A 26,799-nucleotide genomic window follows, 5' to 3' on the forward strand; every position below is an offset into this window, starting at 1 on the left:
GGGTCGCGGCTTTCGTCCACCCCGCCGGTCTCGGCGGAGCACCCGGGAAACGTTGGTTCTTGTTCCGGCAACCATCCTTGCACTCGTCCGTCGCGGGTGTAGCGCAGGGCGGCGATCCGGGCGAAGCTGGCACCATGGAATGTACGGCGGTGAGCAGAATTCCGCCGGAATGTAGGAGGTCGAGCCGGATGGGTTTGCTGGATCGTTTCCGTGGTGGGCGCGGTGCGAGCAGGTCAGGCGCTCGCGAGACCGCGTCGGAAGTGAGCGCCTTGGCGGACTGGGCGCGGACGCGGCGCGGCGTCGAAGCCTTCGTCGAACCCAAAACGACTGTGACCGATGTCACAGCAGTGCTGGTGGCCGCGGACGGTGAGTGGACCCGTCGCATCGTCGGTGAGAAGGGCGCGCGGCGGTTGGCCGGCGCGCTGAAGATCCCCGTCTACGACGTGAACCGCACCGGCTACCCGCAACGCATGCGCGACTTCGATGCCCGCCGCCGCATCGAGGAGCGGCGGGCTCGCGAAGCCGAGTTGGGGGAGTGACTACTCCGCGCCGATCTCCTCGATCACGGTGATGAGCGTGCGCACCGGGACGCCGGTACCGCCCTTGCCGATGTAGCCGAACGGGCCGCCCGTGTTGTAGGCCGGACCCGCGACGTCCAGGTGGGCCCACTGCACGCCCTCGGGCACGAAGTCCTTGAGGAACAGTGCGGCCGAGAGCATTCCGCCCCAGCGGTGCGGCGCGACATTGGCCAGGTCGGCGACCTTGGAGTTGAGGTCGGCGCGCAGCTCCGCGGGAAGCGGCATCGCCCAGCCGTTCTCGCCGACCGAGCGCGAGATCGCGGCGACGCGGTCGCGGAACTCGTCGGTGCCCATCACGCCCGGGGTGCGGGTGCCGAGCGCGACCATCTGCGCACCGGTGAGGGTGGCGACGTCGATCAGGTAGTCGGGCTCGTCCTCGATCGCGCGCACGATCGCGTCGGCCAGGATGAGACGGCCCTCGGCGTCGGTGTTGATGACCTCGACGGTGGTGCCGCCGTACTGGGTGAGCACGTCGCCGGGGCGCTGCGCGGTAGCCGAGGGCATGTTCTCCGCCATCGGGACGGTCGCGGTGACGGTGACCGGCAGGCCGAGCCGCGCGGCCAGCAGCACGGTGGCGATGACCGCCGCGGCGCCCGCCATGTCGGAGGTCATGTTCTCCATGTTGGCGGCGGGCTTGATCGAGATGCCGCCGGTGTCGAAGGTGATGCCCTTGCCGACGAGCGCGATCTTCTTCGGGCCGCCCGCGTAGGTGATCCGGATCAGGCGCGGCGGACGCGAGGAACCCTGGCCGACGCCGATGATGCCGCCGTAGCCTGCCGCGGCGAGCGCGTTCTCGTCGAGCACCTCGACCTCGAGGCCGGCCCCGACGGCGAGGATCCGGGCCCGCTCGGCGAACTCGGCGGGGTAGAGCGCGCTCGGCGGGGTGTTGACGAAATCGCGTGCGGTGGCGATCGCTTCGGCGACCAGTTGTGCGCGCAGTAGCTCGAGCGTGCCGAATTCCGGTCCGGGTACCAGCAATTCCAGGCGCACCACCGGGCGCTCGTCCGGCTTGGGTGCGCTCTTGGACTTGAACGACGAGAAGGTGTACGCGCCGAGGTAGAACCCTTCGGCCGCCGCGCCGAGATCGATGCCGGACAGGGTGGTGGCGACGAGTTCGGTGCCGCTGAGCGCGCGCCCGGCCACACCGGCGCTGCGGCGTACCTGTTCGGCGTCGACCTTGTCGGCCGCGCCGAGTCCGACGGCGAGCACACTGGTGACGTCGGCCAGCGCGGCGGGCGCGGGCACCCGGGTGAGTTCCTCGGGCTTGCCCTTGGCGCCGACCGAGCCGAGAGCGTCCAGCAGTTCCGCGCGAACCTCGGCGGTGAGCACGTCGCCGAACAGGTCGGCGGGCACGATGGCCGGTCCGTTCTCCGAGGACGTCAACCCGATCACCAGCACGTCGGTGTCCGCGGCGATGGTTTCGGTGCGCGCCAATTCCGGTCCGAGTGAACGATCTGCAACAGCTGTCATTGCCCCAGGTTATTCGGTCGCTATCGGTGCTCGCATCACGAGTCCGGGTGGACGGGTGTGCGGCACATCGGTTCGGCTGTCCCGAAAATACTGGGAATTACTGGACAATACTGGTAGCTGTGGATACGCTCCGACTCGTGACGGACTCGGCCGAGGAGCTGGAGGTGCGCATCTCCGGTTTGCGGGCCGAGGTGCGACGGGCGGCCGCCGGTGGGGATCGGGCCGGGGCGCGGCAATTGCGCGCCGAACTGCGCCGGGCCGAGTTGGCCTGGGACGCGGCGGTTCTCGGTTCGATGCCGGAAGAGGCGTCGGAGGCGCCGGGGGTGCCGGTGCGAGAACATGTGCATCGCGCGTTGACCTTGCTGTCGGTGCCGTCGTCGCCGAAATTGGTGCTCGCCACCCATGACGCGTTCTTCTCCGGCGAGCTGCTGCCCGCCCGGCTGACCAGCCTGCGCCGTGACGAGGAGCGTTCCTTCCGGTCGGCGCCGTATGCCCGCCCGTACTACCTGTGCGCGGCCCTCACCACCGATCTGCTGGCCCCCGCGCGCGGTCTGATGGCGGTGAGTTCGTGGCCACTGGAACGGCGGATGGTCGGCCCGTTGAGTCCCCGGGTCGGGCTGCTGGTGTCGGCTATTCGCTTGGCCGAACATCTTTCGGCGCAGCCTGCGGGGGAAACGTCGGGTTTGCGCGTACTGTGGCGGCTCGCCGTGTCGATTCCTGGCATCTCCACCGCCCCGGATTCGCTCGACCCGGCGAAGGTGATCGAGGCCGCGCGGCGTGAGCTCGCGGTGCACGAGGACGAGGACGCGAGGCAGCGCAATTCGGCCGCGTGTCGGGCGGCGGATCAGCTGGCGGATCCGGCCGCACAACTATTCGGTGTTCGGCTCGGCGTAGCCGATCGGCGACGAATCGAGGTGAAATGAGCACTCTCGCAGCACAGTTGGACGAGTTGCGCGGCGAAGCCCCCGCGACCAGACACAATGCCCGCACCATCGCCGCGCTGACGGCCAATCCCGGATGTGCCCGCCGCGCCCTGCTCGACGCGGCCGCGGTGGACAAGACTGTGATCGCCCAATCGCTGGGGTTCCCGCCACAATTCGGTCAGTCCCAGTTCGCCATTACGCGCGGCAACGCTTTCGAGGCGATGGTGAAGGCGAACGGTTGCGCGGAACTGCTCGCCCTGTTGCGTGACAAACTCGGACTCACGATTCCCGAAGTCGCCTACCACGATCTGAATTCGGTGGGGGAGAACACCGGCAACGCGGTGCGGTATCAACGCACCAGGCAATTGCTGAAGAGCGCGATCGCGGCGGGCGACGGCACCCTCTTCGACCACCCCATGCTGCGGCTCGATATCGCCGGTGCGACGGCCTATCTGGAACCCGATGTGGTGGCCGTGCAGTTGGACGGCAAATTCCATGTGGTGGAGGTCAAGGCCTTCCCCGTGATCGACGGGCAGGCCGATCCGGCGCAGGTGGCGGCCGCCGCGCGGCAGTCCGCGGTGTACGTGATCGCCTTGCGCGAGCTGATGGCCGAGATCGGTGAGTCACCGGAGATCGTGTCGCACAATGTGATTCTGGTCTGCGCGAAGGACTTCTCGAATCGGCCGACCGCCGAACTCGTCGATCTGCGCAAGCAACTCGCCACGGTCTCGCGCCAATTGACCAGGCTCACCGCGATTCCCGACCTGCTCGACCTGCTGCCACCCGAGGCCACCTTCGCGCCGGGGGAGAACCTCGAGAAGACGATCGCCGCCATCCCGGCCCGCTACGCGCCCGAGTGCATGTCGAGCTGCGAGCTCGCGTTCGCCTGCCGCGACGAGGCCCGCACCTGCGGTTCGGTGGACGCGCTGGGCCGCGGGGTGTGCGATGTGGTCGGTGGCATCGAGAACATCCACACGGTCCTGGGCCTGGCCGACGGGACGCTGGAACCCGGCCCCGAGCACGCCGACATCACGGCCATGCTGCGGACCGCCCATCGGCTGCGGTGGGAGATCGCCGGATGAGCGTCCTGGCGGCCCTGGCCAAGGCCGAGGCCGTGCGGGCCGGCCGCGCGCAGGCGACCGCAGCGGTGCGCCACATCCACCTCGCCGAGCGGCCGCTGGTCGCGGTGCCGTTGCGGTTGGCGGGGGAGGCGGCGGCGCCGGTGGCGATCATGATCGGCACCTCGGCCGGCGACCAGAACGTGCTGACGGTGCCGCAGCCGCGCGACCGCGTGCTGCGGTTGCGGTTCATCGAGCAACTGGCTGATGTTGTGCTGCCCTATCTTTCGACGTTTCTCGTCGAAACCGAGGAGCTCACCAGCAAGGCGGGTGAGACCTACACGCGGTGTCTCGACGCGCCCCAGATGTGGACACCGAACCCCGGCGGCGTGAATTTCCTGAAACTGCTGGGGCGTTCGGTGCGATTTCACCGGATCGATGGGGACAACCCGGTGCCGGAGTCGATTCCGCTGCTCGGGCGCTGGCTCACCTGGTTCGGTGATCGCGCCGAACATCCCGGTTCGGCGGTGCTGCCCGCGATGACGACCGCGCTGTCGTCGCATTGGGCGTCGGGCCAATCCAGCCTCGAAGACGGCAATCTCGCGGCCCTGCTCGGCTGGATCGATCCGCCGCCCGGGTCGACCGGCGCGGAAGCCGCTGCCTTGGCCGAGGACCCGCTGCTGTCGCCGCCCGCGGGGCCGGCCACCGATCCCGGATTCGACAACGAGGAACTCGCGCCGCTGATCGCCGCCTACAACGCCGCACTCGACGACTCCGCCAGATCTGTCGCGGCCGAACGGCTCGAGCGCTCGCTGCGTGGCCAGCTCGAACCCACCTGGCAGCTGATGTGGCGTTCGATCGAGCTGTTGAGCGCACTGCCCGAAGGCGCCAGCGTCGAGAACCGGTGGATCGATGATCGCGGTGCGTTCTCCCGCTTCGCCGCCGATGTCGCGGAGGGTATTCCGCAGGCCCGCCGCGATTCCGCCGTTCCCGCGGTGCGCAGACTGCTGGAGCGGGAACGGGCGCTGGAAGCCTTGCAGGGGCAGTGCGCTTTCGATGATCCGCTGCGCATGCTCGAGCACCGTGTCAGCGGAGCGGCTTTCCGCGGCATCGTCACCCACAGTGAGCCGGAGCGCCTCGATCGTTCGGGATCGCGTCCGAAACTGCGCCCGCACATCCACATTCGCACCACCGACCCCTTCATCGCCGTGGCCGGGGAGGAACTGACCTGTGTCGAGCGGCCGAAACAGTCGGGGCTCGTCGTCGAGATCGACGGTGACACGATCGTTCTCGAACTGTCCGGCGGAATGGGGCGCAAACTCGTCGCCGACCAGGGCAGCGTTCCGGAGGAAGGCGATGACCTCGGTTTCGCCCGCTTCAAACCGGCACCGTTCAACGGGATGCTGAACCTGCCCGCGCGCGAGGAGACGCCGTGGACCCACGGGGGCCCGCCGCCGGAATGGACCCCGCCGACCGACGAGGAAGGGGACGAACTCCAGTGACCACACCCGATGAGGCCGTCGCCGGAATTCTCACCGACCTGCGCGACGAGAGCCATCGCGCGATCGTCGTCGACTCCCCACCGGGGGCGGGCAAGTCCACGCTGGTCGTGCGCGCGGCTCGCCAGCTCGCCGAGGACGGCGACCAGCGGATGATCGTCGCCCAGACCAACGAGCAGGTCGACGACCTCATCGACCGGTTGGCCGCCGCCGATCCCGCGCTGCGGATCGGGCGGCTGTCCAGCGCGGCCTACGTCGTGAGCGATCGGGTGGATCGGCACGGCAATGTCCGGGTCGCCAAGCAACCCGGCGACCTCGCCGACCGCACCATCGTCATCGGCACCGCGGCCAAGTGGGCCACCATCACCGAGGGCAGCTGGTCGCACGCGATCATCGACGAGGCGTACCAGATGCGCTCGGACATGTTGTTGCGCATCGCGAATCGGTTCGATCGCGGGCTGTTCGTCGGCGACCCGGGACAGCTCGACCCGTTCGCGACCGTCGAAACCGCGCGCTGGGCCGGTCTCACCTGGGATCCGACGATGAGCGCGGTCAGCGTGATGCTGGCCAACAACGATCACATTCCCACCCACCGGCTGCCGGTGTCCTGGCGGCTGCCCGCCACCGCCGCACCGGTGGTGTCGAAGGCGTTCTACCCTTTCACCGAATTCCAGTCCGGCACCGGATTCGGGGACCGGCGCCTGGACTTCACGACCCGCGGTCTGGGTGGGCCGGTCGACGCGGTGCTGGAGGAGGCGGCCGAATCCGGATGGGGCTGGTACGAATTGCCTGCCCGGCACACCCTGCGCACCGACCGTGACGCCGTCGCCGCACTCGCCGCGATCGCGGCCCGGCTGATCGAACGCGGCGCTACCGCCCACTCCGAATCCGGCAGCCGCCCGGTGACCACCGAGCGGGTCGCGATCGGCACCGCGCACCGCGACCAGGCCGACGCCATCCGCACCGCCCTGCGCGGTACCTGTGCCGAGCCCGTCACTGTCGATACCGCCAACCGGCTCCAGGGTCGCGAATACGACGTCACCCTGGTGCTGCACCCGCTCTCGGGCCGCCGCGACGCCAGCGCCTTCCACCTGGAGGCGGGCCGGCTGTGTGTGCTGGCCTCCCGGCACCGCCACGCCTGCATCCTCGTGGGCCGCGCGGGCATCCCCGAACTCCTCGACGCCCACCCCTCCGCGGACCCGGTCCACCTCGGGGTGCCGGTGAAGTTCCCCGACGGCTGGGAGGCGAATCAAGCGGTGCTGAGTCATCTGTCGAGCCATCGGGTGCGAGCGGCGGCGCTGTAAACCGCACCTGGCGTTCAGATGCTGTGAGTTAGCCTGATACACCGTGTTTTTCGACAATTCGCGACTTCGCGCACACGGTCGGGCCGTCGGTTAGTCTCACGGCGAGACACGCGTGGTGGGTGGCCCATTGGCGGCACCGGTACGCAGCGGGGCGCCCGGGCGCTCCGGGGAGCGGAAAGATTTCAGATTTGAAGATCAGGCGTACCGGTGTTCGTGGCCGGGTCAGTGTGCGTATCCGGTTGTTGTCGATGGTGCTCATCTCCAGTGTCATGCTGTTGGTGGTCGGTGGTGGCGGAGCTGTCTATCTGGTGAATTCGGCCAGGGATTCCACCGACTGGGCCGAATTGGCGAGCAGTACCACCGGGCCCGCGATTCTCATGGTGTCGGCATTCCAGGAAGAGCGCAGGCTGTCGCTGTTGCGGCTGGCCGGTGACGTGTCGTCGGCGCCCGCGCTGGCCACTGCCAAACAGCGTTCCGACGAGGCGCTCGCGGCGGTGATCGCGAAAGGCGACGCGGCTCGCGCGCTGAATCCCGAGGGTTCCCGCGAGGACATCGAGGGATACAACAAGCTGTTCTCCATGGTGCCGACCGTGCGCACCGGCGTGGAATTCCTGCGGATTTCCCCCGATGAGGTTTTCGGGTTCTACACCGGGGTGATCGGCACGATCATCGCCGCGTCGATGCTGGCGGCCCGGGTCGCGCCCGAGGCGAAGGTCGGCATCGAATTGGGCTACGCCGTAGAACAATTGCGTGCGGCCGAAGCGCTGTCACAAGCCGACTCGCTCGGTTCCGTCGCAGTGACCACCGGCGAGATGAGCGCTGCCCAGCTGGTCGACTTCGGCCGTCGGATCGGCGAATTCCGCGGCGAGGCAGCCTATTCCGCGACGGTATTGAAAGGCCGCCGCCTGGCGCAGCTCTCGGAGATCACCGCAGGCCCGCAGTGGCAGCAGGTCCTCGCGATGCAGGACGCCATCCTGTTGCGCGGACCGATATCCGTACGCGACGGGGAGGCCGGGCTCCCGATCGGTCTGGCCGACTGGCAGGACGCGTCGAAACACGTCGGCCTGGCCTTGCAGAAACTGTGGGAAGACCAGAGCGGGGACGCCCACGTCATCGCCAGAGAGCAGGGCGAACGCGACACCGGCAGCGCACTGCTCGGCGGTGCGCTGATCGCGCTCGCCGCGGTGGCCGCCTTCCTCGTCGCGCTGGTGATGGCGAATCGGTTCATCGCGCGGATGCACCGATTGCGCCACGACACCCTCGAACTCGCCGACGAGCGGCTGCCGGAGGTGATGCGCCGGGTCGCGACGGGGGAGACCGTCGAGACCGCGGCGGAGGGTTCGAGCCTGGACTTCGGTACCGACGAGCTCGGCCAGGTGGCCGCGGCGTTCAACCGCGCCCACGTGGCCGCGATGTCGGCCGCGGTCGCCGAGGCGCAGACGAAGGCGGGGATCAGCACGGTCTTCCTCGACATCGCGCACCGCAGCCAGGTGGTGGTGCACCGCCAGCTCGCACTGCTCGACCGTGCCGAGCGCGACGAGAGCAACGCCGATCAGCTCGATCTGCTGTTCCAGCTCGACCATCTGGCCACCCGTGCCCGGCGTAACGCCGAGAACCTCATCATCCTCGGCGGCGAACAGCCGGGCCGTCGGTGGCGCAAACCGGTCCCGCTGTTCGAGCTGGTGCGCGGCGCGATCGCGGAAAGCCTGGACTACACCAGGATCGCGGCCAAGCAGATGCCGGATGTGCGCGTCTCGGGGCACGCCGTCGCGGACGTGATCCACCTGCTCGCCGAGCTGATGGACAACGCGACCGCCTTCTCCCCACCCGAGACCCAGGTGGCGGTGTCGGGGATCGTGGTCGGTCGTGGGGTCGCGGTGGAGATCGTCGACCAGGGTCTGGGCATGTCGGAAAGCGATGTGGCCGAACGTAACGCGATGCTGGCCGACCCGCCCGCGTTCAGCGTGGGCATGCTGGCCGGAACCTCGCGGCTCGGACTGTTCGTCGTGGCCACGCTGGCGGGCAGGCACGGCATCTCGGTGCGGCTGTCGGAATCGGTCTACGGCGGCGTGCGGGTCGTGGTGCTGATCCCGTCGGCGCTGGCCGAGGCGTCCGATCCCGAGTCGGCGATCTCCGGCCAGTTCCCCGCTGTCTCGCCGCGACCATGAGCGACGAGCGCGAACACTGGTACGAGGACGAGGCTGGTCCGTTGGTGCGCCTCTACGCCGTCACCGGCGGGCGCGCCAAGGCGCAGCGCCCCGACCTCGAGCTCACCACCCTGCTGGTCGACGCGCGCTCGGGCGCCCGCTCACGTCTGCTCGCGCCCGAATACGACGCGATCGTCGAGTTGTGCCGCACGCCACTGTCGGTCGCGGAGGTCTCCGCCCACCTGCACCTGCCCCTGACCTCGACGAAGCTGCTCATCGGCGACCTGATCGACGAGGGCAGGCTCCATGCCAGGGCGCCACGAAACCAGATGAGCACCGCCCCGGACCTGGACGTCCTACGGGCGGTGCTCGCCGGGATCAAACGGTCCTAGGCCGGCTCGTCAGGCTTTCGCCACCGATACCGGCCGCGTCGACAGTGTCGCGAGTTCGGAATCGAGATCGGCGGGCTCGGCCGGTCGGCGCGGAATGGTCATCGCTGTCCCGGCCGCCACGAGCGCGACAGCGGCGCCGATCAGCAGGCCGACATGGAACCCCGCCTCCGACGGCACGGCGTGCCCGGCGAAGTCGGTTGTCATATTGGCCAGCACCACACCGACAACGGCGGCCGACACCGACGTACCGAGCGAGCGCATCAGCGTATTGATGCTGTTGGCGGAGGCGGTTTCCGACAGCGGCACCGCGCCCATGATCAGGGCGGGCATGGCGCCGTAGGCAAGGCCGACACCGATATTGGTGATGCAGACCATCGTCATCAGACCCCAGGTCGAACCCATCAGCACGGCCGAGGAGCCATAGCCGACCGCGATGATCAGCGCCCCGACCGCGAGGGTGACCTTGGGTCCGCGTGCGGCCGACAGTTTCGCGCCCGCCGGTGACAACAACATCATCATCAAGCCACCCGGCGCCATCCACAGACCCATGCCGAGCATGGTTTGTCCCATGCCGTGACCGGTGGCCGCGGGCAACTGCATCAACTGCGGCACGATCAGTGCCTGGCCGTACATGGCGAAGCCGACCAGGACGGAGGCGGCGTTGGTCAGCAGCACCTGCGGCCGGGCCGTGGTGCGCAGATCGACGAGCGGGTCGGAAGTCCGCAATTCCCACCATCCCCACGCGGCCAGGGTCACCGCCGAGGCGGCGAACAGCCCGAGCGTGGTGGCACTGCTCCAGCCCCACCCGGCACCCTTCGACACCGGAAGGAGCAGGAATACCAGTCCCGCGCCGAGTCCCGCCGCGCCGACGAAATCGAACCGTCCACCCGCGTCACCGCGCGTGGCCTCGGCCGGAACGAGGGTTGCGATGAGCACCACGATCAGGACGCTCAGCGCGGCCGCGGCCCAGAACAGGACCCGCCAGCTCGCATACTGCGCGACCGCGGCCGACACCGGCAGACCCAACGCGCCACCGACCCCGAGCGACGCGCTCATGAGCGCGATCGAGGAACCCAGCCGCTCCGCGGGAAGCACATCGCGCATCAGGCTGATTCCCAACGGAATCAAACCGACCCCCATGCCCTGGATTCCGCGTCCGATCAGCATGGGTACCAGCGAGGAGGACATGGCGGCGATCGCGGCGCCCACGATCAGAAATCCACCGGAGACCAGCAGCATGCGGTGTTTTCCGTAGAGGTCACCGAGCTTGCCTGCGACCGGGGTGAACACCGCGCCGACGAGCAGCGTCACCGTGATCACCCACGAGGCGTTGGCGGCGCTGGTATGGAGCAGTTGCGGGAGTTGGCCGATGATCGGCACCACCGCCGTCTGCGTAATCGCGGCGACGGTGCCGCCGAAGGCGAGGACGCCGACGACCACCCCGGGTCGTGCCGTCTTTTCCGAGATCCCCACGTACCGCTCCTATCGACAAACACGCAATTTATGTACAGAGCACAAGATATGCATACTACATCAGATGTGTATAGTACACATCATTGAGCGCGCGAACTCGATCGAGAAGTCGTGATGTAGGTCGCAGTTGCGCTAGTGATCCGCGGGCAGGGCCGTGATCGGCCGTGGCCAGTACTCCCCTGACCGGCGTTCGATATCGGTGTTGAATCGTCGCAGGTAGCCGACGAAGGCGGCGATATCCTCGGCCGGCCAGTCCTCGAGGATCGAGTCCAGGGCGTCGACGATCAGGGCTCGTTCGGCATTCAAGCGGCGCTCACCCTTGGAGGTGACCCGAAACTTCCGCGCCATCCCGCCCTCGGGATCCGGCATCCGCTCGATCGCGCCGGTCCGCATCATGGCGGCGGTCTGCCGATTGAGAGTCGAGGCATCCAAGCCCAGTGCGTCACTGAGCTGCCCGATGGACATCAGTCCACCCATCCGCAGCCGGCTCAGCAAGATATAGGCGCTGCGGTCCATGGCGTCGGGCCCCCGGCGCGATCTCAGGCTGTGGCGACCCAGGAGCATGGTCTCGAACTCGACCAACTGCGTCGCCTTGTCCATCTCAGCCCTTTCCGCGAATTCGCGCCGGCCCGGCCGCGCGGTGGATCACCATATGTGTACCGACCACACTACGTGTCCACTGCACATCGACACCACTAGCCCAGCCGGGCCGCGAGCCGTTTCGCGTTCATGTAGCCGATCGCCTCGATGGTGACCATCGGGTTCACACCGGGGGCGGTGGGGAAGCTCGACCCGTCGGCCACCACGATGTTCGGCACATCCCAGGTGGCACCGTCCGGGTCGGTCGCCGAGAGTTCCGGCGTACCGCCCATCCTGGCCGAGCCCATGATGTGCAGCGCGCCCATCGAGCAGCGGCCGGGGCCGTAGCCCGCCTTCTTCGCCGCGGCGTCGAATTCGGCGAGCGAACCGCGGGTGCCCGGTTCGAAGGAGATGCCCGCCTGATGACCGGAGAAGATCCGTTGCGCGCCCGCGGCTTCCAGGATGGAGGCGGCGCCGACGATGCCGGTGTGCAGGTGCGCGGCGTCGTAGTCGGACAGCTGGTATTTCACCACCGGCTCGCCGGACTTGTCGATCGAGACGGTGCCGGGGTCGCGGTCACGGGTGATGATGCCGATGGAGTTCGTGCGCGCGAAATCGAGCATGGTGGCCCGATGTTGCGCCGCGCCGCGCCAGCTCATGAAACCGGTGGCCAGACCGGGATGGACCGGGCCGGTCTCGTAGATCACGCCGTAGCCGTTGCCGTCGAGGTTCGCGTGGTGCCTGCTGATGCGGGCCTGCAACGCCCCTTCCCACGGGCGGACGTCGTCGTCGAAGACGCCGAAGACCGCCGCGGCCGGGTGCAGGCGCAGATACCGGCCGATGTTCTTGTTGCGCAGACCGGATCGTCGCAGCAGCGCCGGTGTCTGGATCGCGCCCGCGGCGACCACGACCGCCTTGGCGCGCACCGTGATCTCGACGCCGGCGGCGGTGACCGCCGAAACCGATTCGGCCCGACCCGCTGTCACGGTGATCGCGCGGACGTCGGCGTCGACCACCAGGCGCGCACCGTGCTCGGCCGCATCGGCGAGCCAGGTCTTGGTCGCCGACTGCTTGGCGCCGAGGCGGCAGCCATAGCCACAACGCCCACACTCGATTCCGGCGTCACAGGCATCGCTGACATTGCGCGGCAGGGTGTCCACCTCCCAGCCGAGCGCGCGCGCACCGCGCTCGAGAATGCCGTCGCGCGCCGAGAGCGGTGACTTGCTGTCGGTGACGCTGATCCGTTTCTGTACAGCGGCCAGCGCATCACCGAACTCGTCCTCGGCGAACTGCGGCACGCCGGTCTCGGCCCATTCGGCACGGACGGCGTCGGGCGTCGGCAGCGAGGTGCTCCAGTTGACCACGGTGCCTCCGCCGAGGCAGGTCCCCGCGACGAGGGTGATCTGGCCTTCCGCCGATGCGGCGGGTCCCGGTGCGTACAGGCTGGTCAGCGCGTCGAGTTCGCCGTCACCGAAATCCTGGTCGTCGTAATAGTTTCCGCGTTCGAGCACGATCACGTCGAGGCCTGCTTCGGCCAGCACCGCCGCGGCGGCACCGCCACCGGCGCCGGAGCCGACCACCACCACATCGCATTCGAGCGCGGTGGATTCGGTGAATCGCAGTGGTGACAGCGGCGGCTTCGGTGCGGTCTCGAGCCGGCCGGCCGGCGCCGGATAGCCGATCTCCGCCCACAGCGGATTCGTTCCGGTGGGCCCGGGACTCACGTTGTAGGCGAGCAGGGAAGCCTGCTTGAGCGCCTGGAAGATCGCCCGGGCGGGGGCGAGGCCGGAGTCGGCCAGGCGCAGCAGGGCTGCCTCGCGCTGCTCCTGCGAGAGCGTGGAGAACCGGCGTGGGCCGCTGCCGGTGAACAGGCCGAAGAGGCGAGAATCCCACAGTCCCAACAGCGTTGCCAGCTGCTTCTGTTCGGCCTCGCGAGGATTGCGCCCGAGGATACGGAAGATCGTGTCGACCGCGCCGATATCGGTCGCGGCGGGTAGTCCGCGCCCATCGCCAGGGAGAAATGTATCGCAGATCATGCCCAGCGCGGCCCGCTGTTCGGCTGTCGGTTCCATGCGGAAACCACCCCTTTTCACTCTGGGGTGATTTCTATCACGGGACACGCGACCGCGCTGGGGGTCAACAGGTTTCGGGCCGGGCGGTGACAGCGCCCGGCCCGGCCTCCTCGATCAGTCGGCGGTGAACTGGATCGTTTTGAGCGACGGAGTCGACAGGTCGACATCGGCGCGGGTGACCGACTGCGTCGCCGAATCGTTGCGGTAGGCGGTGAGCCGGTAGCGCCCGGGCTGTAGTCCGCGGAAACTCACCTGCCCGTTGGCCCCGGTGGACATGTGCCGGTGAATATTGTCGCCACAGGCGTCGATGCCGGTGAGGACGATCTTGCCGCCCGCGATCGGCATGCGGTTCTTCGCGGTGATCAGCACCGCGTCGATCTGGCCCGCGGCCGCCGGGCTCGTCCCGCGGACTCCCTGGCCGTTCTGTCGTGCCTGTCGTAGTTCCTCGCAGGGCGCCGCGTCCTGCGCGATCGAGTCGTCGGCGCCGGGGTGAGCCCCCGTGGCGGTCGCCGCCGTCCCCATCAGAGCTGTTGCCGCCAATCCGATCGCCAAACACTGGGAAATGACAAATCGTGGCATCGCGCCGTCTTCCTCCTACTTCCTGGCCTGACCTGAAAGTGCACGTGGACATTGCTGAGGTAACGCTCGGGCGGCAACAATACTGACGGGAATTCCGGCGCTGAAACCGGTGTTCCATAGAGGCGGTTGTGGCCGTTTTGTGCGACCGTTGAGCCCTCATGAAGGAGGATGTGTGAGCGACACTCGTAAGGCGATTCTGGCCGGTGGATGCTTCTGGGGCATGCAGGATCTGATCCGCCGGCAGCCCGGCGTACTGGCCACCAGGGTCGGCTACACCGGCGGCACCAACGACAATCCCACCTACCGCAATCACCCGGGCCACGCCGAGGCCGTCGAGATCGAATACGACCCGGCGCAGACCGACTACCGCGCGTTGCTCGAGTTCCTGTTCCAAATCCACGATCCGACCACCAAGGATCGCCAGGGCAACGATCTCGGCGGCAGTTACCGTTCCGCGATCTTCTATCTCGACGACGATCAGCGCCGCGTCGCCGTCGATACCATCGCCGATGTCGACGCCTCGGGCCTGTGGCCGGGCAAGGTCGTCACCGAGGTGACCCCGGCGAGCACGTTCTGGGACGCCGAGCCCGAGCACCAGGACTACCTGATTCGCTACCCCGACGGCTACACCTGCCATTTTCCTCGTCCCGGCTGGAAACTCCCGAAGCGCGAGAACACCGGCAAGTAGCGTTTTCCATATGTCATGATCGGCTGTGTCGGCGTGACCGTGACGTCGGATCGGAGTACTCATATGAGCGGCAGCGACCGTCTCGAACGATGAGGGGAAGCGATTCGGATGACATATGGACAGCAGCAACCCGGTTATCCTCCGGCGGGACCGACGCTCAGTGTCGGTGACGCCATCGGTTACGGGTGGACGAAATTCAAAGACAACGCGCTCGTGTGGATCGGGATGGTGGTCGTCGCATTCCTGATCCAGGCGGTGATCAGCTTCCTGTTCGGGCTCGGAAACTCCGGCGACACCGATTATGACGGCGGTGTCAGTTTCGGGTTCGGGCTCTGGCAGATCCTCGGCACCATCGTGAGCACGGTGATCGGATATCTGATCTCGGCGGCATTCGTGCGTGGCTCGCTGCACGAAACCGATGGCAACAAGCCCGGATTCGGGTCGTTCTTCCAGTTCACCAATGTGGGTGCGGTGATCATCGCCGGCCTGCTGGTCGGTCTGGCGACCGGCATCGGCCTGCTGCTGTGTGTGTTGCCGGGCCTGGTCGTCGCGTTCTTCACCTGGTGGACGATGCAGTTCGTGATCGACCGTGACCAGGACGGTGTCACCGCGATCAAGTCGAGTTTCTCGGCGATCTCGAGCAACGCGGGAACGCTGCTGCTGCTGGCGCTGGCGCTGTTCGGTATCAACATCGTCGGTGCGCTGCTGTGCGGCCTCGGCCTGCTCGTCACGATCCCGTTGACGATCATCGCCTCGACCTACGCCTACCGGCTTGTCACCGGTGGGCCGGTCGCCGGCGCGGCGAAGACCCCGGAGCCGGGGTACCCGCAGCAATACGGCGGGCCCGCAGGGGGATTCGGCGGGCAGCCGGGGTACGGCGGTCCGGAAGGCGGACAGGGTTACGGCGGTCCCGGTTACGGCGGTCCAGAAGGTGGACCGGGTTACGGCGGGCCTGCGGGCGGTCCCGGCACCGGTGGTCCGGGTACAGGCGGACCGGGTTACGGCGGTCCTGGCACCGGTGGTCCGGGCACGGGCGGACCGGGTTACGGGGGTCCTGGCACCGGTGGTCCGGGCACGGGCGGACCGGGTTACGGTGGTCCTGGCACGGGCGGACCGGGTTACGGCGGTCCTGGCACCGGTGGTCCTGGCACGGGCGGGCCGGGATACGGCGGTCCCGAGCATCCGGATGGTCCCGATCTGGGCAAGCCCAATGACCAGGGCTGGGGTCCTGAAGGCAACCGCTGAGAAGTTGATCCCGAGGGGCGTGCGATGTCGTTCATCGCACGCCCCTCGTGCTGTTCACTCGCAGCCGATGCCGTCTCCGTCGCGGTCGAGGCCGTAGTCGTCGGGGCCGATCACCGTGACGCGGCCGGTGTAGACGGGGCCGTTGCCGCTACCGCCTTCGCAGTCCACATCGCTGACGATGGGCAGGCACGGGGTGTAGGAGGCGTGGCAGTTCGAGGGCTGCGCTGTTGCGACGGCCGGCGTGGCGATCGCGAACGCGAAGGCGGCGATGACGGCGGAACCGAGGGTGACGGCGTACTTCATGGTGCTCCATTCAATTATTCAGCGGCGCACAGTGTTTCACGGGTGGGTGATTTGTCGTAAATTTGCTTGTCGGTACCTGTCGGTAGCATCGGGGGACTCGGACAAGGGGGAGGAATGCGGGGGAAATGGCGGGCGCTGTCGTGGTGGGCGCGGGGTGCGGTGATCGCGTTCGCGCTGGTTCTTGTGGTGACGCTGCCGGTGGCGGGGGTGGTAGCCGCCCTGCTGGTGCACAACATCGGCGAACAGTCCGAACAGGCGCGGACGCGAGGCAGAGACGCGGTCTGGCTCGGTCATGCCTGGGTGGACGGACGCAAGACCGACGCCGATATCGACGGACTCGGGAAGTTGCTGGCAGGTACCGGAGTTCGGTATCTGTACGTCCATACGGGACCGTTGGAACACGACGGGAGTCTGCGCGACGATCTCGCACCGCGGGCGCAATGGTTCGTCGACGCGGTGCACGCGCGATTACCGGGAATTCGGGTGCAGTCGTGGCTCGGCGACATCGTGCAGCCCGAATTCGACGGCCTGGATGTGGAATCGGCGGCCTCGCGCGAGCGGGTGGTGGCATCGGCGCGGCGAGTGCTGGCCTACGGGTTCGACGGAGTGCATTACGACCTCGAACCCGTTCGGTCCGGGTCGCCGGGATTTCTCGCGCTGCTCGACGCGACTCGGGTCGTGACGTCGGGGGCGCGCGTCCAGCTGTCGGTCTCGGCGCCGGTGATCGATCCGCTGCCCGGATTGCATTCGGTGGGTTCGGCTGTCGCCGATCACGGAAAATGGTGGAGCCAAGCCTATTTCGCCGAGGTCGCCCGTCGCTCCGATCAGGTGGCGGTGATGTCCTATGACACGGCGATGCCTACCCGAGCCCTCTACAGCGGGTATGTGGCGCAGCAGACCGAACTCGCCGCCGAGGTGACACCGGACGGAGTCGATCTGTTGATGGGAGCACCCGCCTTCTGGGCCGACGACCCGGGCCATCACGGTACTGCCGAGACCGTTGCCGCCGCGGTACGGGGGATTCGTCTCGGCCTGACCGACACCGACGTCGGCCGCGCGAATTTCGGTGTGGCCTTGTATGTGGATTTCGCCGCCACGCCGCAGGATTGGGCCGACTATCGACGAGAATGGTGCCGGATGGCCGAATGAATTCGGCGACCGTTCGATTTCGGATCGGCGGTATCGCCCGGTCGTGGTTGGTTCCGCGCCACCTGTTTGTCGCTATTCCGCAGTGGTGGGGACGACGGCGGGCGCGTAGATCTCGGTCAGCCATGGGTGATCCGGGTAGAGCCGGGTCAGCCAGGAATTCAGCCGGGTGAGCCGGTACTCGGGGAGAAGGGGCAGGACGCGGAGGAAATCGGCGTGGTCTTTGGGGCGGTTGGCTTTCGCCTTGAACAGCAGCACGACCTCGGGAACGAGATAGGGGATGCCGTTGGCCGTGGTGCGGATGAGTTCGGTGTAGGAGAGAGTGATCGTGGGGTCGCGGCGGCAGATCCAGGTGTCGCCGTCGTGCGGTTCACGGAAGACGTCGAGATGGAAGGCGCCGGTGAAGGGGTCGCGCAGCCAGGTTTGATGGAGTTCGGGGTTGGCCGCGGCCAGGGCATAGGGCCAGAGCTCGCCGCTGCCGACGACGTCCCATTCGTATTCGGGGAAGGCGGCGGCGATCTGGGGGAAATCCGTTCGGGGAACGGTGATTTCGATGTCGTCGTGGGCGCGGGAGATCGCGCCCGCGAAGAGGTCGAGGGCCCAGCCGCCCGCGACGGCCCAGGGGGCCGGGCAGCTGGCGAGGCGGGCGGCGACCACGCTCGGGGTCCACGGGTCCCAGCGGCGGGCGGCTTCGGTTGCGGTGATCGGACGTCCCCCGTCCGGCGAGCTCATCTACCCATCCTCGGTACCCACGGCCGGGGGCGCAAGGCTGTTGTGGGCGATGGTGATCGAGACGAGACGGGTTTGTGAGGAAGTCAGCGTCGGCGGTCGGTGAGCCAGGCCAGGGGGCGGCGGTGGTGGGGTCGTGGGCGGTTTTCCCAGCGGGGGTTGTCCTCGTTACGGCGGTAGGCCGGGATCCGGCCCGCCACCGAGAAACGGAAAGTGGTTGCGATACCCACTACTTCGCCATCCGCGGCGACGGTGACAGGGGTTCTCGAGGTGACGGTGAGTTCGTGCATCTGACGTTCGCCGTAGACGCGGCTGTGCCCGATGGCGGCGAGCATCAGGGCGATGACGGCGCGGGTCCGGGAGAACCGCACATCGGCGCGGAGCCAGCGGACGTCGAGCAGGCCCTCGTCCAGGCGGGAGCGGAAAGCGGGCACAGCGCCGTGCGGGTGGTAGGGGCCGTTGCCGATGAACAGGAACCACATGTCGTGCCAGCGGTCGTCGAGCCGGATGTGGATCGGTTCCGCGCGGCGCAGCGTGACGACGAGGGCGGCGGCGAAGGCGGGCCACTTGCCCCAGCGGTCTTCCCACTTCTCGCGCAGGCGGACCAGCTCGGGGTAGGCGCCGATGCTCGCGGTGTTGATCCAATGGTGGGTGTAGGGGCCGTCGGTGGTGTCGAGTTCGACTGCGGCGATGTCGACTTCGACGGCTTCGCCGGTGCCGGTGGCATCGGCCACCTCGCGCAGGTCGTAGACGCCGAGGTCGCGGGCGAAGTGGTTCAGGGTGCCGGCGGGGATGACGACCAGGGGCAGGTTGTTGCGGACCGCGACGGCTGCCGCCGCGGCGATGGTTCCGTCTCCGCCCGCGGCGCCGACCGCGAGGACCGAGGTGCGGTCGCTCGCCGCGCGATCCGCGGTGTCGCTGTCGGTCGCGACAGCGGTGTCGACCGCTTCCTGCAACACCTCGACGGCGTCACGGCCGGGTTCGGTGCGTACCAGGGTCGCGGCGGGCAGGGCCTCGGCGATGTCCGCCGTGGGGTCGTAGGAGGAGTCGCCGGAGCGGGGATTCACCAGCAGCAGCAGACCTTTGCCGTCGGCGAGGATCGGCGCGTCGTGCACGACGTGCGCGTCGGCCTCGTCGGATTCTCGAATCGGCCACCAGCGGCGGGTGGTGAGCGCGACAGCGGTGCCGACGCCGGCGCCGACCAGCACGTCGGACGGCCAGTGCGCGCCGGTATGGATGCGCGAGTAGGCGACGGCGGCGGCCACCGGCGCGACGGCGAGCGCGGCGCGCGGGCTCTCCAGGGCGACGGCCGTGGCGAAGGCGGCGGCATTGGCGCTGTGGCCGGACGGGAAGGACGACGACACCGGCGCGGCGACCAGCCTGCGGCCCAGCGGCATCAGTTCGGCCGGCGGCCGCCGCCGCGGGATCAGCGTCTTGAGCACGAGGTTGACGACGAAGCTGCTGCCACCCAGCGCGATGACGCCGCGCAACGCCGCCCGTCGCGGGGGACCCGGCTTCACCGCGAGCGCCGCCGCCACGGCCAGCCATAGACCGCCGGTGTTGGCAGACCGGGTCAACCGCAGCATGCCGCGATCGACCGACGATTCCGGAATACGGGACACCGCCCGGCTCATCGTGTCGTCCATCCGGGCGACATGGCCGAAGCGTGCTCGGGGCAACTCACTCACACCCAGAACACTACCGCCGTTGGGCGTCACGATCTTTCGACGCGGACAGCGTCACCCGTGCACCCCTCGGTGGCGGGACGCGCTGTTCGCCTGGCTGAGGCAGCCGAGGTCGATCGGTCCGGTCGAGCCGGAGACGCCGCTCCGACGGAGGTTCATGCCCGCGATCCTCGCACCGGCGGGCGACGCGCGAAACCGGTCGGATCCCCGCAATTACGGGGGCAGGAAGCGGTAGGCGCGCCGCCCGATAAACTCTGCCCATGACCGACACCGCGCTGCTCGAGGGCCCCATCCACGCTGTTCATGTCGAACTCGGCGCCACCTTCGCGCCGTTCGGTGGGTGGGAGATGCCCGTGCAGTACGCGGGTACGGTCGGCGAGCACACGGCGGTGCGCACCACGGTCGGGCTCTTCGACGTGAGCCACCTCGGTAAGGCGACGGTCGCAGGTCGGGGAGCTGCGGCTTTCGTGAACTCGGCGCTGACCAACGACCTGGGCCGGATCCAGCCGGGCAAGGCGCAGTACACCCTGTGCTGTGCCGAGGACGGCGGCGTGATCGACGACCTGATCGCCTACTACGTCAGCGACGACGAGGTGTTCCTGGTGCCGAACGCGGCCAACACCGCGGCGGTGGTCGCCGAGTTGCGCAAGGTCGCTCCCGAGGGCATCACCGTCACCGACCAGCATCGCGACTACGCGGTGTTCGCGGTGCAGGGGCCCAAGGCCACCGAGGTGCTCACCGCACTCGGCCTGCCCACCGAGATGGAGTACATGGCCTACGCCGACGCCGAGTGGCAGGGCCGCCCGGTGCGCGTGTGCCGGACCGGCTACACCGGCGAGCACGGCTACGAGCTGCTGCCGACGTGGGCCGACGCGGAGCCGCTGTTCCGTGCGCTGATCGCGCAGGTCGAGGCCGAGGGCGGCCAGGCGGCCGGACTCGGCGCGCGCGACACTCTGCGCACCGAGATGGGCTACCCGCTGCACGGACACGAACTGTCCCTCGACATCACCCCGAACCAGGCCCGCACCGGCTGGGCCGTGGGCTGGAAGAAGCCGGAATTCTGGGGCAAGGCCGCGCTCGAGCAGGAGAAGGCCGACGGCCCGCGCCGTACGCTGATGGGACTGAAGGCACTGGATCGCGGCGTGCTGCGCCAGGGCCAGACCGTGCTCCGCGACGGTGAGCCGGTCGGCGAGACCACCTCGGGGACGTTCTCACCGTCGCTGAAGGTCGGCATCGCGCTGGCGCTGCTCGACACCGACGCGAAGCTCGAACCCGGCGACGAGGTGGAGGTCGACGTCCGTGGGCGCAAGCTGCGCGCCGCGGTCGTCAAGCCGCCCTTCGTCGACACCAAGACCAAGTAACTCCCCCGTAGTGGGGGCGAGACAGCACCGAATCGGCCCGGATAGGATTCCCACCATGACAGTCGCCGCACAGTTCACCCGTATCCCGCATCCCGCGCCCACCCCGGCGCAGCGGCGGGACGAGGTACTGGCGGCCCCCGGTTTCGGACGATTCTTCACCGATCACATGGTGTCGATCGACTACGCCGACGGCCGGTGGGGCAACGCGCGCGTCGAACCGTACGGCCCGCTCTCGATGGACCCGGCGACCATGGTGTTCCACTACGGCCAGGCGATCTTCGAAGGGCTCAAGGCCTACCGCCAGCCCGGCGGCGAGATCGCGACCTTCCGCATCGATGCCAACGCCGCGCGGTTCCGCCGCTCGGCCGCGCGCATGGCGATGGCGGAACTGCCCGAGGAACTGTTCATCGAGTCCGTGCGCCAGCTCCTCGACGTCGACGCCGACTGGGTGCCCGCGGCCGGTGGCGAGGACTCGCTGTACCTGCGGCCGTTCATGTTCTCCACCGAGGCGGGCCTGGGCGTGAAGCCCGCGTCGGCCTACAAGTACCTGCTGCTGGCCTCGCCTGCCGGGGCCTACTTCCCGCGCGGTGTGAAGCCGGTGCGGGTGTGGCTGTCGACCGAGTACGTGCGCGCGGCTCCCGGCGGCACCGGTGAGGCGAAGGTGGCGGGCAACTACGCCTCGTCGCTGCTCGCGCAGGCGCAGGCCACCGACGAGGGCTGTGACCAGGTGGTCTGGCTGGACGCCTGCGAGCGTCGCTACGTCGAGGAGATGGGCACCAATAACCTGTTCTTCGTGTTCGGCACCGGCTCGGAGGCGCGGCTGGTGACCCCCGAGCTGTCGGGTTCGCTGCTGCCCGGTATCACCCGCGACTCGCTGCTCACCCTGGCCGCCGACTCCGGCTACCCGGTGGAGGAGCGCAAGATCTCGGTGGAGGAATGGCGCAAGGGCGCCGAATCCGGGGAGATCAGTGAGGTGTTCGCCTGCGGAACGGCGGCGGTGATCACGCCGGTCGGCTGGGTGAAGTCCGGTGAGGGTGAGTTCGCCATCGGCGGTGGTGAACCCGGTGAGGTGACGATGGCGCTGCGCGACACGCTGACCGGAATCCAGCGCGGAACCTTCGCCGACACCCACGGGTGGATGCGGACTCTGTAAGCGTCACAACAGCATTCGAGAGCGGGTCCCTGGCGTAGGGGCCCGCTCTCCTGCTGTTCGTTCAGCCCGGCATCAACGCCTGCCACTCGCCGAGGGACTTCGGACGCAGGACGTAGTTGGACTCGCGGACGGAGGACAGCGCGGCGCTGGGGGCTTCGGAGTACCAGTGGCCGGGGTAGACGACCGGGTTGCCGTCGAGAGCGGCGAGTTGGCGCAGGCTGCGGAACATCTCGTCGGTGTCGCCGCCGGGGAAGTCGGTGCGGCCGCAGCCGTCGATGAACAGGGTGTCGCCGGAGATGAGGCGGCCGTCGAACAGGAAGCACTGGCTGCCCGGGGTGTGACCGGGCGTGTGGAGTAACTCGATCTCGAAGGCGCCGACCTTCACCTTGTCGCCGTGGTCGTGGCCGGTCAGTTCGCTGGGGGCGATGCCGGTCGTCTGGGCGACCCAGTCCAGTTCGAGCTTGTTGACATGGACCGGGACGCTGGTCTTCTCGAGCAGTTCGGCCACGCCGCCGAGGGTGAAACCGAGCATGGTGCCGCCGACGTGGTCGGGATGATGGTGGGTGGCGAGCACGCCGGATACGCGCATGCCGTCGGCCTCCGCGACGTCGACCAGGTCGGCCGCTTGGTAGGCGGGATCGACCAGGAGGGTCTCGCCGGTCTCCCGGTCGCCGATCAGATACGCGAAATTGCGCATCTGCGTGGCGATCGGATCGCCGACGGCGTAATCCCGGCCGGACAGCAGCTGGCGGAAGTAGAGGCGCTCGGATGACATGCGCTCCACTGTATTGCCACCGGTGTGCTGGCGACGCACCCGAGTACCGTTGACCGGACGGTCTGTGGGAGCACACAATCGCCGATATCCTGGACTTGTGACCAGTACGAGTTTGCGGTAACTGAGCGTTTCGCTATAACGCCAGCGAGAAGCCCACTGCGGCAATCGAAACCGTGATCTCCACTACTGCGCCGAGAATATCGCCGGACAGGCCCTCGAAACGGCGGACACAGTGCCGGGTGACCACAACGGTCGCCGCGAGGGCGGCGATCACGACAACGGGGCCGAGCCAGAGGTTGTCTGGCACCGCCCACACCGCGATGCCGACGGCGATCGCGGTCCAGATCAGCACGACGGCGCGCGGCTGCGTGCCCGCGACCAACGCGCCGAAACCGGCGTCGGGGGCGGCGCGGATGCCGGTGCGGCACGCAGGCACGACGGCGACCCGGCTCACGGTGACGGCGAGGACGAGCGCGAGCCAGCGGTGCTGATCGGCCAGCGTCGCGAAAGCCACCGCTTGGACGGCGACGGCGAAGATGAGCGCGGCCACGCCGAACGGGCCCGCGCCGCCGGACTTCATGATCTCGCGGGCGCGCTGGGGCGGACCATAGCTGCCGAGCCCGTCGACGGTGTCGGCCAGGCCGTCGAGGTGCATGCCCCGGGTGAGCAGGGCGAGCAGGCCGACGACGAGGAGACCGGCGAGCAGGGCGGTCAGGCCCGCGTTGACCAGTGACCAGAGGGCGCCCGCCGCGAACGCTCCCAGAGCGAGCCCGATCAGCGGGGCGAGCGAGATCGCGTGGCCCGCTGTGCGCCGGTCGACGACTGCCGGGCCGGTGATCGGGACGATCGTCAGCCAGGAAACCGCGAGCCGGAGCGCGTTCACTTGGCCAGGTCGACGGTGTCCGATTCCTCGGCCGAGGTGCTGACGCCCGCGTCGGCGAAGGTCGACATCTCGGCGAGGGTGGCGACCGCGGCCCGCAGGATCGGGAGGGCGGTCAGGGCCCCGGAGCCTTCGCCGAGGCGCATCTCGAGGTCGATCAGCGGGGTCAGGCGCAGGTGCTTCAAGGCCAGGTCGTGAGCCGGTTCGGTGGAGCGGTGGGCCGGCAGCCACCACGCTTTCGCGCCCGCGGCGAGGTCCTCGGCGACCAGGGCCGCGGCGGTGACCACGACGCCGTCGAGCAGCACGGGCGTGCGACGGACGGCCGCCTGGGCGAGGAAACCGGTCATGGCGGCGAAGTCGGCGCCCGCCGCGACGCGGAGCAGGTCGACGGGGTCGGTGGCGACCGGGCGGGCGCGGCGCATGCCGTCGCGGATGGCGGCGACCTTGCGGATCCAGCCCCGGTCGTCGACGCCGGTGCCGCGGCCGACCGCGGCGACGGGTTCGGTGCCGGTGAGGACGGCGATGAGGACGGTGGCGGGGGTGGTGTTGCCGATGCCCATGTCACCGGCGACGAGCAGGTCGGCGCCCGCGTCGATTTCCTCGTCGGCGATCGCGCGACCCGCGGCCAGTGCGGCGGTGACCTCGGCGTCGGTGAGCGCGTCCTCGCGATCGATGGAGCCGCTCGAGCGACGCACCTTGTGCTGGGCCACCGAGGGTTCGGTGTCACCGTCGACGGCGATGTCGACGACCCGCACGGTCGCGCCCGCCACGGCGGCCAGCGCGTTCACGGCCGCGCCGCCCGCCAGGAAATTGGCCACCATCTGCGCGGTGACCTCGCTCGGATACGCCGAGACACCGTGCTTCGCCACGCCGTGATCGCCCGCGAACAGCACGACCCTGGCGCGTTCGAACTGCTGGGGTGGGCATACGCCCTGGCACGCGGCGACCCAGTTGCCGAGTTCCTCGAGCCGTCCCAGTGATCCGGCCGGTTTGGTGAGCTGCGTCTGGCGCTGCTCAGCCGCCGCGCGTACCTGCGCGTCCGGGGCCGCGACCGGGTCGAATCCGTGCGTCACTGGCAAGCCTTTCGGAGGTGGTACGGGGTGTTCGACGCCCATCTTGCCCGGATCACGGTGCACGGCGGCGACCGACCCGGCTCATTTCAATCGAAGCGGCAGCCCAGCGACGATGAGGTACGCCTCGTCGCACGCCCGCGCGAGACGCTGGTTCAGCGCGCCGATCTCGTCGCGGAACAGCCGCCCCGAGCGGGTTGCGGGGATCACGCCCATGCCCACCTCGGGCGATACGATCACCAGCCGTTCCCGGTAGGCCGCGACAGCCTCGACGAGCGTGTCGCAGTCGGGGGTGACGGTGCCGCGCGGTGCGTCCCAGGCGTCGCGGGCGTCGAGGCGGGCGGTGAGCCAGGTGCCGATGTCGTCGAGCAGGGTCGCGGGCGCCGCGGTGGCGAGAACCGTTGCGGGCTCGGTGTTCTCGACGGTCGTCCAGTGTTCGGGGCGGCGGTCACGGTGGACGGCGATCCGGTCGGCGAAGTCGTGATCGGCGGGATCGACCACGGCGGTGGCCAGATAGCGAACCGAGGGTGCGTCGGTCAGCACGGCCTCGGCGAAGGCGGATTTTCCGGAGCGGGCGCCGCCGAGCACGAGGACGCGGGCCGAGGGGGACCTGTCTGACATGTCAGCACGGTAGCAATCGGCCACGGCGCGGCTTCGGAGTCAGGCCGACAGCGCGTCCAAGATCATCGGGCGAGCGGTGGTGAGGGCCTGTTGCCAGTACGGCCAGTTGTGGGTGCCGTTGACGATGTCGACACGGGCGGAGACCCCGAGGGCGGTGGCCCGGTCGCGGAAGATGCCCGCGGCGACCACCGTCATCGCCTCGAGGCTCATCGCGTTGAGGGTGTTGCCGAGGCCGTAGGGCACATCGGCGGCGCCGGGGATGCCGTTGCCGGTGGTCACATAGAGGGGCAGGCCGCGCAGCCGCTCGACCTGGGCGGTGGCGTCGTTACGTGCCCACGCGGGATCGCCTGCCGGGCCCCACATGTCGTCGACATTGAAATTGCCCTCGTCGAGCATGGCGACGCGCATGGCCTGGTTCCACATCGGGTAGGTCGGGTTGACGAAGCCGGAGAACGAACCGGCGAAGCGGAACTGATCACGATGGTGGGCGGCGAGGGTGAGTGCGGCGTTGCCGCCCACGGACGCGCCGACGATGGCGTTGTTGGTACGCGAGACCCCATATCTGGCAAGGAAATCGGGCAGTTCACGGGTGAGGAACGTTTCCCACCGGTAGGTCGTCTTCTGGCCGTTGGTGCTGCTGGGCCGGTACCAGTCGGTGTAGAAGCTGGAGTGGCCGCCGACCGGGAACACCAAAGTAACGTTGTCGTTGGCGAATTGGCGCAGGGCATCGGTGTCGGTGGTCCATTGGCTGTGGTCGTCGGGGGCGCGCAGACCGTCGAGCAGATACAGCGCGGAGCTGCCGCCCCGCGCCGCCCATTGCACCTGGACCTTGATCGGGCCCATGCTCGACGGCACGATCAAATCCTCGAAACCGCCTGCGGGCGTTCGTATCACCGGCGGCGCGGCAACGGCCGCGGCGGTGCCGATGGACGACACGACCACGGCCGTCGCGACGATCGTGAGAGCTCGGCTCAGCCGACGAGATCTTCCCCACCCAACGTTGAACACATCAGCCAGCTGATCAGTTTCCGATAGGCCGAGTCAAGCAGACTGTGCGACCTCACAGCCT

Annotated in this window: 25 protein-coding genes; 12 read left to right on the forward strand and 13 right to left on the reverse strand. The window is 68.7% G+C overall.

All coding sequences use genetic code 11. From position 1 onward, the window contains the following. Window positions 1-188: 188 nt before the first annotated feature. Entirely contained in the window at window positions 189-539 is a 351-nt protein-coding gene (locus tag ACWDXS_RS29720) for an oxidoreductase (protein WP_378992467.1), read from the forward strand. Here ACWDXS_RS29720 and ACWDXS_RS29725 read toward each other — a convergent pair whose 3' ends face one another. Beyond that, window positions 540-2,048, reverse strand: a complete 1,509-nt coding sequence (locus tag ACWDXS_RS29725) for a leucyl aminopeptidase (RefSeq protein ID WP_378992469.1) — start codon at window positions 2,046-2,048, stop codon at window positions 540-542. A 137-nt stretch (window positions 2,049-2,185) separates the two neighbouring features. Between ACWDXS_RS29725 and ACWDXS_RS29730 the strand changes: the two genes are divergently transcribed. From ACWDXS_RS29730 to ACWDXS_RS29755, 6 genes are all read left to right on the forward strand, one after another. Next, on the forward strand, window positions 2,186-2,971 hold the full coding sequence (locus ACWDXS_RS29730) for a hypothetical protein (protein ID WP_387447657.1): 786 nt from the start codon (window positions 2,186-2,188) through the stop codon (window positions 2,969-2,971). Continuing rightward, window positions 2,968-4,053: a hypothetical protein gene (locus ACWDXS_RS29735; RefSeq protein ID WP_379312959.1), complete on the forward strand. Its 1,086-nt coding sequence runs from the start codon at window positions 2,968-2,970 to the stop codon at window positions 4,051-4,053. Before ACWDXS_RS29730 ends, ACWDXS_RS29735 begins: the two co-directional genes overlap by 4 nt. Further along, window positions 4,050-5,531 (forward strand): hypothetical protein, encoded by a 1,482-nt coding sequence (locus tag ACWDXS_RS29740; RefSeq protein WP_449970783.1) that lies wholly within the window; start codon window positions 4,050-4,052, stop codon window positions 5,529-5,531. Before ACWDXS_RS29735 ends, ACWDXS_RS29740 begins: the two co-directional genes overlap by 4 nt. Next, window positions 5,528-6,832: an AAA domain-containing protein gene (locus ACWDXS_RS29745; RefSeq protein WP_449970785.1), complete on the forward strand. Its 1,305-nt coding sequence runs from the start codon at window positions 5,528-5,530 to the stop codon at window positions 6,830-6,832. Before ACWDXS_RS29740 ends, ACWDXS_RS29745 begins: the two co-directional genes overlap by 4 nt. A 188-nt stretch (window positions 6,833-7,020) precedes the next feature. Continuing rightward, window positions 7,021-9,000, forward strand: coding sequence for a sensor histidine kinase (locus ACWDXS_RS29750; RefSeq protein WP_449970788.1), 1,980 nt, complete (start codon window positions 7,021-7,023; stop codon window positions 8,998-9,000). After that, window positions 8,997-9,371 (forward strand): DUF742 domain-containing protein, encoded by a 375-nt coding sequence (locus ACWDXS_RS29755; RefSeq protein WP_379312956.1) that lies wholly within the window; start codon window positions 8,997-8,999, stop codon window positions 9,369-9,371. The genes ACWDXS_RS29750 and ACWDXS_RS29755 overlap by 4 nt, the downstream gene beginning before the upstream one ends. 9 nt (window positions 9,372-9,380) lie before the next feature. Here the strand turns inward: ACWDXS_RS29755 and ACWDXS_RS29760 are convergent, their stop codons facing one another. The 4 genes from ACWDXS_RS29760 to ACWDXS_RS29775 form a co-directional block, all read right to left on the reverse strand. Then, complete coding sequence (locus tag ACWDXS_RS29760; RefSeq protein ID WP_378992482.1) at window positions 9,381-10,844, reverse strand: MFS transporter; 1,464 nt, start codon at window positions 10,842-10,844, stop codon at window positions 9,381-9,383. Window positions 10,845-10,976: 132 nt separating this feature from the next. Then, window positions 10,977-11,444, reverse strand: a complete 468-nt coding sequence (locus ACWDXS_RS29765) for a MarR family winged helix-turn-helix transcriptional regulator (RefSeq protein WP_378992484.1) — start codon at window positions 11,442-11,444, stop codon at window positions 10,977-10,979. 95 nt (window positions 11,445-11,539) lie between these two features. Continuing rightward, window positions 11,540-13,495, reverse strand: a complete 1,956-nt coding sequence (locus tag ACWDXS_RS29770; protein WP_449970793.1) for a GMC family oxidoreductase — start codon at window positions 13,493-13,495, stop codon at window positions 11,540-11,542. A 114-nt stretch (window positions 13,496-13,609) separates the two neighbouring features. Continuing rightward, window positions 13,610-14,074 (reverse strand): carboxypeptidase-like regulatory domain-containing protein, encoded by a 465-nt coding sequence (locus ACWDXS_RS29775; protein ID WP_449970796.1) that lies wholly within the window; start codon window positions 14,072-14,074, stop codon window positions 13,610-13,612. A 172-nt stretch (window positions 14,075-14,246) separates the two neighbouring features. Between ACWDXS_RS29775 and msrA the strand changes: the two genes are divergently transcribed. Both msrA and ACWDXS_RS29785 read left to right on the forward strand, forming a co-directional pair. After that, on the forward strand, window positions 14,247-14,762 hold the full coding sequence (msrA, locus tag ACWDXS_RS29780) for a peptide-methionine (S)-S-oxide reductase MsrA (protein ID WP_378992487.1): 516 nt from the start codon (window positions 14,247-14,249) through the stop codon (window positions 14,760-14,762). 108 nt (window positions 14,763-14,870) lie between these two features. After that, window positions 14,871-16,007: a hypothetical protein gene (locus ACWDXS_RS29785; RefSeq protein ID WP_449970800.1), complete on the forward strand. Its 1,137-nt coding sequence runs from the start codon at window positions 14,871-14,873 to the stop codon at window positions 16,005-16,007. Window positions 16,008-16,061: 54 nt separating this feature from the next. Here the strand turns inward: ACWDXS_RS29785 and ACWDXS_RS29790 are convergent, their stop codons facing one another. Further along, window positions 16,062-16,310 carry a hypothetical protein gene (locus ACWDXS_RS29790; protein WP_378992491.1) on the reverse strand — a complete coding sequence of 83 codons (249 nt, stop codon included), beginning with the start codon at window positions 16,308-16,310 and terminating at the stop codon, window positions 16,062-16,064. Window positions 16,311-16,424: 114 nt separating this feature from the next. Between ACWDXS_RS29790 and ACWDXS_RS29795 the strand changes: the two genes are divergently transcribed. Continuing rightward, window positions 16,425-17,459 (forward strand): hypothetical protein, encoded by a 1,035-nt coding sequence (locus ACWDXS_RS29795; protein ID WP_449970804.1) that lies wholly within the window; start codon window positions 16,425-16,427, stop codon window positions 17,457-17,459. A 72-nt stretch (window positions 17,460-17,531) separates the two neighbouring features. Here ACWDXS_RS29795 and ACWDXS_RS29800 read toward each other — a convergent pair whose 3' ends face one another. Together ACWDXS_RS29800 and ACWDXS_RS29805 are read right to left on the reverse strand one after the other, a co-directional pair. Continuing rightward, entirely contained in the window at window positions 17,532-18,188 is a 657-nt protein-coding gene (locus tag ACWDXS_RS29800; protein ID WP_449970805.1) for a nucleotidyltransferase domain-containing protein, read from the reverse strand. Window positions 18,189-18,271: 83 nt separating this feature from the next. Beyond that, complete coding sequence (locus ACWDXS_RS29805; protein ID WP_449970807.1) at window positions 18,272-19,873, reverse strand: bifunctional phosphatase PAP2/diacylglycerol kinase family protein; 1,602 nt, start codon at window positions 19,871-19,873, stop codon at window positions 18,272-18,274. A gap of 257 nt (window positions 19,874-20,130) precedes the next feature. On the opposite strand from ACWDXS_RS29805, the gene gcvT reads away from it, so the two are divergent. Both gcvT and ACWDXS_RS29815 read left to right on the forward strand, forming a co-directional pair. Continuing rightward, a complete protein-coding gene (gene gcvT, locus ACWDXS_RS29810) occupies window positions 20,131-21,231 on the forward strand; it encodes a glycine cleavage system aminomethyltransferase GcvT (protein ID WP_378992496.1) in 1,101 nt (366 codons plus the stop codon). A gap of 55 nt (window positions 21,232-21,286) precedes the next feature. Continuing rightward, complete coding sequence (locus ACWDXS_RS29815; RefSeq protein ID WP_378992497.1) at window positions 21,287-22,384, forward strand: branched-chain amino acid aminotransferase; 1,098 nt, start codon at window positions 21,287-21,289, stop codon at window positions 22,382-22,384. 61 nt (window positions 22,385-22,445) lie between these two features. Here ACWDXS_RS29815 and ACWDXS_RS29820 read toward each other — a convergent pair whose 3' ends face one another. The 5 genes from ACWDXS_RS29820 to ACWDXS_RS29840 all read right to left on the reverse strand — a co-directional run bounded on the left by ACWDXS_RS29820 (window position 22,446) and on the right by ACWDXS_RS29840 (window position 26,738). Continuing rightward, window positions 22,446-23,159, reverse strand: a complete 714-nt coding sequence (locus ACWDXS_RS29820) for an MBL fold metallo-hydrolase (RefSeq protein WP_378636506.1) — start codon at window positions 23,157-23,159, stop codon at window positions 22,446-22,448. A 133-nt stretch (window positions 23,160-23,292) separates the two neighbouring features. After that, window positions 23,293-24,042 (reverse strand): adenosylcobinamide-GDP ribazoletransferase, encoded by a 750-nt coding sequence (locus ACWDXS_RS29825; protein ID WP_387447645.1) that lies wholly within the window; start codon window positions 24,040-24,042, stop codon window positions 23,293-23,295. Continuing rightward, window positions 24,039-25,154 carry a nicotinate-nucleotide--dimethylbenzimidazole phosphoribosyltransferase gene (gene cobT / locus ACWDXS_RS29830; RefSeq protein ID WP_387447689.1) on the reverse strand — a complete coding sequence of 372 codons (1,116 nt, stop codon included), beginning with the start codon at window positions 25,152-25,154 and terminating at the stop codon, window positions 24,039-24,041. The genes ACWDXS_RS29825 and cobT overlap by 4 nt, the downstream gene beginning before the upstream one ends. A 39-nt stretch (window positions 25,155-25,193) precedes the next feature. Continuing rightward, window positions 25,194-25,730, reverse strand: a complete 537-nt coding sequence (locus ACWDXS_RS29835; RefSeq protein WP_379312625.1) for a bifunctional adenosylcobinamide kinase/adenosylcobinamide-phosphate guanylyltransferase — start codon at window positions 25,728-25,730, stop codon at window positions 25,194-25,196. A gap of 39 nt (window positions 25,731-25,769) precedes the next feature. Next, complete coding sequence (locus ACWDXS_RS29840; protein ID WP_449970812.1) at window positions 25,770-26,738, reverse strand: alpha/beta hydrolase; 969 nt, start codon at window positions 26,736-26,738, stop codon at window positions 25,770-25,772. Between the last annotated feature and the right edge of the window lie 61 nt (window positions 26,739-26,799).

It is taken from the genome of Nocardia sp. NPDC003183, from assembly GCF_053590715.1.

Excerpts from the sequence above, each read along its gene's own strand:
- ACWDXS_RS29720 (WP_378992467.1), top strand. The coding sequence starts at position 189 with ATGGGTTTGCTGGATCGTTTCCGTGGTGGGCGCGGTGCGAGCAGGTCA.
- ACWDXS_RS29725 (WP_378992469.1), bottom strand. The coding sequence starts at position 2,048 with ATGACAGCTGTTGCAGATCGTTCACTCGGACCGGAATTGGCGCGCACC.
- ACWDXS_RS29735 (WP_379312959.1), top strand. The coding sequence starts at position 2,968 with ATGAGCACTCTCGCAGCACAGTTGGACGAGTTGCGCGGCGAAGCCCCC.
- ACWDXS_RS29740 (WP_449970783.1), top strand. The coding sequence starts at position 4,050 with ATGAGCGTCCTGGCGGCCCTGGCCAAGGCCGAGGCCGTGCGGGCCGGC.
- ACWDXS_RS29755 (WP_379312956.1), top strand. The coding sequence starts at position 8,997 with ATGAGCGACGAGCGCGAACACTGGTACGAGGACGAGGCTGGTCCGTTG.
- ACWDXS_RS29765 (WP_378992484.1), bottom strand. The coding sequence starts at position 11,444 with ATGGACAAGGCGACGCAGTTGGTCGAGTTCGAGACCATGCTCCTGGGT.
- ACWDXS_RS29770 (WP_449970793.1), bottom strand. The coding sequence starts at position 13,495 with ATGGAACCGACAGCCGAACAGCGGGCCGCGCTGGGCATGATCTGCGAT.
- ACWDXS_RS29775 (WP_449970796.1), bottom strand. The coding sequence starts at position 14,074 with ATGCCACGATTTGTCATTTCCCAGTGTTTGGCGATCGGATTGGCGGCA.
- ACWDXS_RS29785 (WP_449970800.1), top strand. The coding sequence starts at position 14,871 with ATGACATATGGACAGCAGCAACCCGGTTATCCTCCGGCGGGACCGACG.
- ACWDXS_RS29790 (WP_378992491.1), bottom strand. The coding sequence starts at position 16,310 with ATGAAGTACGCCGTCACCCTCGGTTCCGCCGTCATCGCCGCCTTCGCG.
- ACWDXS_RS29795 (WP_449970804.1), top strand. The coding sequence starts at position 16,425 with ATGCGGGGGAAATGGCGGGCGCTGTCGTGGTGGGCGCGGGGTGCGGTG.
- ACWDXS_RS29800 (WP_449970805.1), bottom strand. The coding sequence starts at position 18,188 with ATGAGCTCGCCGGACGGGGGACGTCCGATCACCGCAACCGAAGCCGCC.
- gcvT (WP_378992496.1), top strand. The coding sequence starts at position 20,131 with ATGACCGACACCGCGCTGCTCGAGGGCCCCATCCACGCTGTTCATGTC.
- ACWDXS_RS29815 (WP_378992497.1), top strand. The coding sequence starts at position 21,287 with ATGACAGTCGCCGCACAGTTCACCCGTATCCCGCATCCCGCGCCCACC.
- ACWDXS_RS29820 (WP_378636506.1), bottom strand. The coding sequence starts at position 23,159 with ATGTCATCCGAGCGCCTCTACTTCCGCCAGCTGCTGTCCGGCCGGGAT.
- cobT (WP_387447689.1), bottom strand. The coding sequence starts at position 25,154 with ATGGGCGTCGAACACCCCGTACCACCTCCGAAAGGCTTGCCAGTGACG.
- ACWDXS_RS29835 (WP_379312625.1), bottom strand. The coding sequence starts at position 25,730 with ATGTCAGACAGGTCCCCCTCGGCCCGCGTCCTCGTGCTCGGCGGCGCC.